This window comes from Collinsella aerofaciens, assembly GCF_015554145.1.
In the GTDB taxonomy this organism is placed as follows: Bacteria; Actinomycetota; Coriobacteriia; order Coriobacteriales; family Coriobacteriaceae; genus Collinsella; species Collinsella aerofaciens_AA.
In genome coordinates, this window is sequence record NZ_JADNHZ010000043.1 from 1 (window position 1) to 3,511 (window position 3,511).

Below are 3,511 nucleotides of genomic sequence, written 5' to 3' on the forward strand. Positions count from 1 at the left end.
TCGCAGCCCCGACCCGCGGTCACGAGCGGGGGCTCCTATCTTTTTAGTGCCCTCGGATTGGGTCATAGTGTCTGTCGGTACCAAGGCATCGGCGTCGCCTTGATCCAAACCTACCAAAAAGGGACAGGTTTATTTTGGTCGGTTTTATCTGGGCAAACGTGGTCGTCTATCGCAATATGGTCGTTGGGGACGTTCTTGTTTGACTAGTCGTTTAAGAACGTCCCCAACGACTACATAGGATGAGAGTGGATAATCTCCCGGTTTGAGCCTGCATTCAAGCTCAAAGTGGGAGATTATCCACTCTCATTTGTTGTATGTCCGAAAATCCACGCTCGTTTAAATTCTGCCTACATTTGCAGGAACAGTTCGTGGAGGTGGGTGTCTTCGTCGAGCTCGGGGTGGAAGGTGACGCCGAGCTGGTTGCCTTGGCGGGCGGCGACGATGCGACCGTCGACTTCGGCTAGGGCCTCAGTGTTGCCGTGCACTTCGACGATGCGGGGCGCGCGGATAAACGTCAGCGGCACTTCACCGTCGATACCGCCTACCTGCCCCTTGGTGCGAAAGCTGCCGAGCTGTCTGCCGTAAGCATTGCGCTCAACGAGCACATCCATGGTTGCCAAGCGCGGCGTCCCCTTATCGTCGTGGGCGGCAAGATCGCGCGCCAACAGAATCAAGCCGGCGCAGGTGCCCAGGACGGGCATGCCCTCAACAATGCGGGTGCGAAGCTCATCGAGCATACCAAGCTCGGCAAGTAACTTGCCCTGAACGGTGGACTCGCCGCCGGGGAGGACCAGGCGGTCAAAGTTCTGCTGCAAATCGGCCGCCTGCCTCATCTCGATACAACGTGCGCCCAGCTCGGACAGTCTTGCCTCGTGCTCGGCAAAAGCGCCCTGGACCGCCAGCACGGCGACCGTTTGGTCTGCATAATCGCTCATGTGCGATCCTTTCTGCCGGACTAGCGCCCGCGCTCCTCCATGATGATCTCGATTTCGTCGGCGTTGATGCCCACCATGGCCTCGCCCAGGTCCTCCGAAAGCTCGGCGATGAGCTTGGCGTCGGTGAAGTTTGCCACGGCCTTGACGATGGCGGCGGCGCGCTTGGCGGGGTCGCCGCTCTTAAAGATGCCCGAGCCAACAAAGACGCCCTCGGCGCCCAGCTGCATCATCAGCGCGGCGTCGGCGGGGGTCGCGACTCCGCCGGCGGCAAAGTTTACGACGGGGAGCTTGCCCGTGGCATGGACCTCGCGCACCAGCTCGACCGGAACCTGCAGCTGCTTGGCTGCCTCAAAGAGCTCGTCGTCGCGCAGAGCAACAACGTCGCGGATCTGCTTTTGGATCTTGCGCATGTGACGCACGGCCTGAACGACGTCGCCCGTGCCCGGCTCGCCCTTGGTACGAATCATCGTGGCGCCCTCGGCAACACGGCGCAGCGCCTCGCCCAGATCGCGGGCGCCGCAGACAAACGGCACGTCAAACTGGGTCTTGTCGATGTGATAGACATCATCGGCGGGGGAGAGGACCTCGGATTCGTCGATGTAGTCGATTTCGATGGCCTGCAGGATCTGCGCCTCGACAATGTGGCCGATGCGGCACTTGGCCATAACGGGGATGGAGACAGCTTTTTGGATGCCCTTGATCATCTTGGGATCACTCATGCGCGAGACGCCGCCTGCGGCGCGGATGTCGGCCGGGATGCGCTCGAGCGCCATGACGGCGCAGGCGCCCGCCTCTTCGGCGATGCGTGCCTGCTCGGGCGTGGTGACGTCCATGATGACGCCGCCCTTGAGCATCTGCGCGAGCTCGCGGTTGAGTTTAACGCGATCGGCCTTGCTGGTCTGTTCTGCCATGGTTGCTCCCTTGGTTGGCATGTGCATTGCTTGACGGAACATCCTATCGGGGAGCTGGGTATGGCGAAATACTCAGTTTTCGAGATAATAACAAGGTCAGAGTAATACCAGATTGAATGACTCGATAAGGTCAGGTGACAAACTCATGCTTGACTATAATTTGGAAAACCGCGGCGAAGCATCGCTCTATGAGTATGTTTACCAGCAAATTCGAGATGACATTGTTGCCGGGCGCATTGCGGCGGGGGAGCATCTACCGTCTAAGCGCGCCTTTGCGAGTCATCTGGGAATCAGTGTCATTACCATCGAGAATGCATATAGCCAGTTGCTTGCCGAGGGTTATATTTGCTCAAAGCCGCGGCGCGGCTACTACGCGTGCGAACTTCCGGATGTGCCGGTTTTGGCTTCGGCTGCGGAGGACATCGACCGAGATGCCGCCTCCGTGGGCCCCAGCGCGCATGATGTCAACGGACAGGTCGAGCGATTTGATGCGCTTTCTCCTTCCGCTTTGGAGGCGGCGCGGCTTTGGCAAAGCGCACTACGGGCGACGCTGGCATCCGAAGACGAACGCGAAATCTTTTCGCCCGCACCGGCGCAGGGCACCGCTCGACTGCGACGTGCGATTGCGCACCATCTGCGCGGGACAAGGGGCATGAATGTCAATCCCGACAATATCGTTATCGGTGCGGGCGCCCAGCTGCTCGATACCATGTTGGTTCAGTTGCTTGGCGCGGGCAAAGTGTATGCCGTCGAGGATCCAGGCTATTTGCGCTTGACGCGCATCTATCAGGCCATGGGTTGCGAAGTGCGGCATGTCCCGTTGGATGCTGAGGGCGTGGACTTGAGCGCGCTGCAGAAAACCGGGACCGATGTCCTTCACCTGATGCCGTCTCATCAGTATCCGACCGGTCTTGTGACGAGCATTGCACGTCGCTATGCGTTGCTGAGCTGGGCCGCCGAGCGGCCAGGTCGGTATCTCATCGAAGACGACTTTGATTGTGAGTTTCGCCTTGCCGGCAAGCCGATTCCCGCGCTCGCGTCGATCGATGCCGCTCAATCGGTCATCTATACCAACACGTTTTCGAAGAGCCTTTCATCGGCGTTGCGTTTGGCGTACATGGTGTTGCCCGATGAGCTGATGGAACGGTTTGGGCGCGACCTTGGTTTTTACGCTTCGTCGGTGAGCTCTGTTGACCAGGTCGCTTTAGCTCGCTTGCTGGAATCGGGTGATTACGAGCGGCATGTGAACCGCGTGCGCGTGCGTGCTCGCGAGGCACGCGATGGCCTGGCAGCGCTTGTACGGAAAGCGTTTCCGGCAGGGGAGGTCTCGATCGAGCATGCAGACGCGGGCCTTTACTGCGCTGTTGCCCTGGCCGAGGACAAGGCGGGGGAGAGTTTCGCGAAGGCTCTCGCTGACGCTCGTATTTCCTATGTCAACATCGCCGATTGCCTGTGGACGGCTGATCGGGCATCGACTAAGAACGCTCCATCTCGCGTCCTCATACAATACGACGACCTGAGCCCTCAGTCGCTCAGCGTTCTTCAAGAACATCTGCAATAAGCCCACGAAGAAGGCCCGACCTCCGTATGAACTGCCTCCCATTTCTTGGACATGAGAAATGGGAGGCTTTCTTTATGCGCGTTGATTTGAGAGTGAAGCATGAT

3 protein-coding genes are annotated in these 3,511 nt (G+C 59.2%); 1 reads left to right on the top strand and 2 read right to left on the bottom strand.

The features are described 5' to 3' along the window. Window positions 1-347: 347 nt before the first annotated feature. Both pdxT and pdxS read right to left on the bottom strand, forming a co-directional pair. On the bottom strand, window positions 348-935 hold the full coding sequence (gene pdxT / locus I2E13_RS10815; RefSeq protein WP_195405105.1) for a pyridoxal 5'-phosphate synthase glutaminase subunit PdxT: 588 nt from the start codon (window positions 933-935) through the stop codon (window positions 348-350). Between the two features lie 20 nt (window positions 936-955). After that, window positions 956-1,846, bottom strand: coding sequence for a pyridoxal 5'-phosphate synthase lyase subunit PdxS (pdxS, locus tag I2E13_RS10820; protein ID WP_118206146.1), 891 nt, complete (start codon window positions 1,844-1,846; stop codon window positions 956-958). Window positions 1,847-1,991: 145 nt separating this feature from the next. On the opposite strand from pdxS, the gene pdxR reads away from it, so the two are divergent. Further along, window positions 1,992-3,407 (top strand): MocR-like pyridoxine biosynthesis transcription factor PdxR, encoded by a 1,416-nt coding sequence (pdxR, locus tag I2E13_RS10825; RefSeq protein ID WP_195405106.1) that lies wholly within the window; start codon window positions 1,992-1,994, stop codon window positions 3,405-3,407. Window positions 3,408-3,511: the final 104 nt, after the last annotated feature.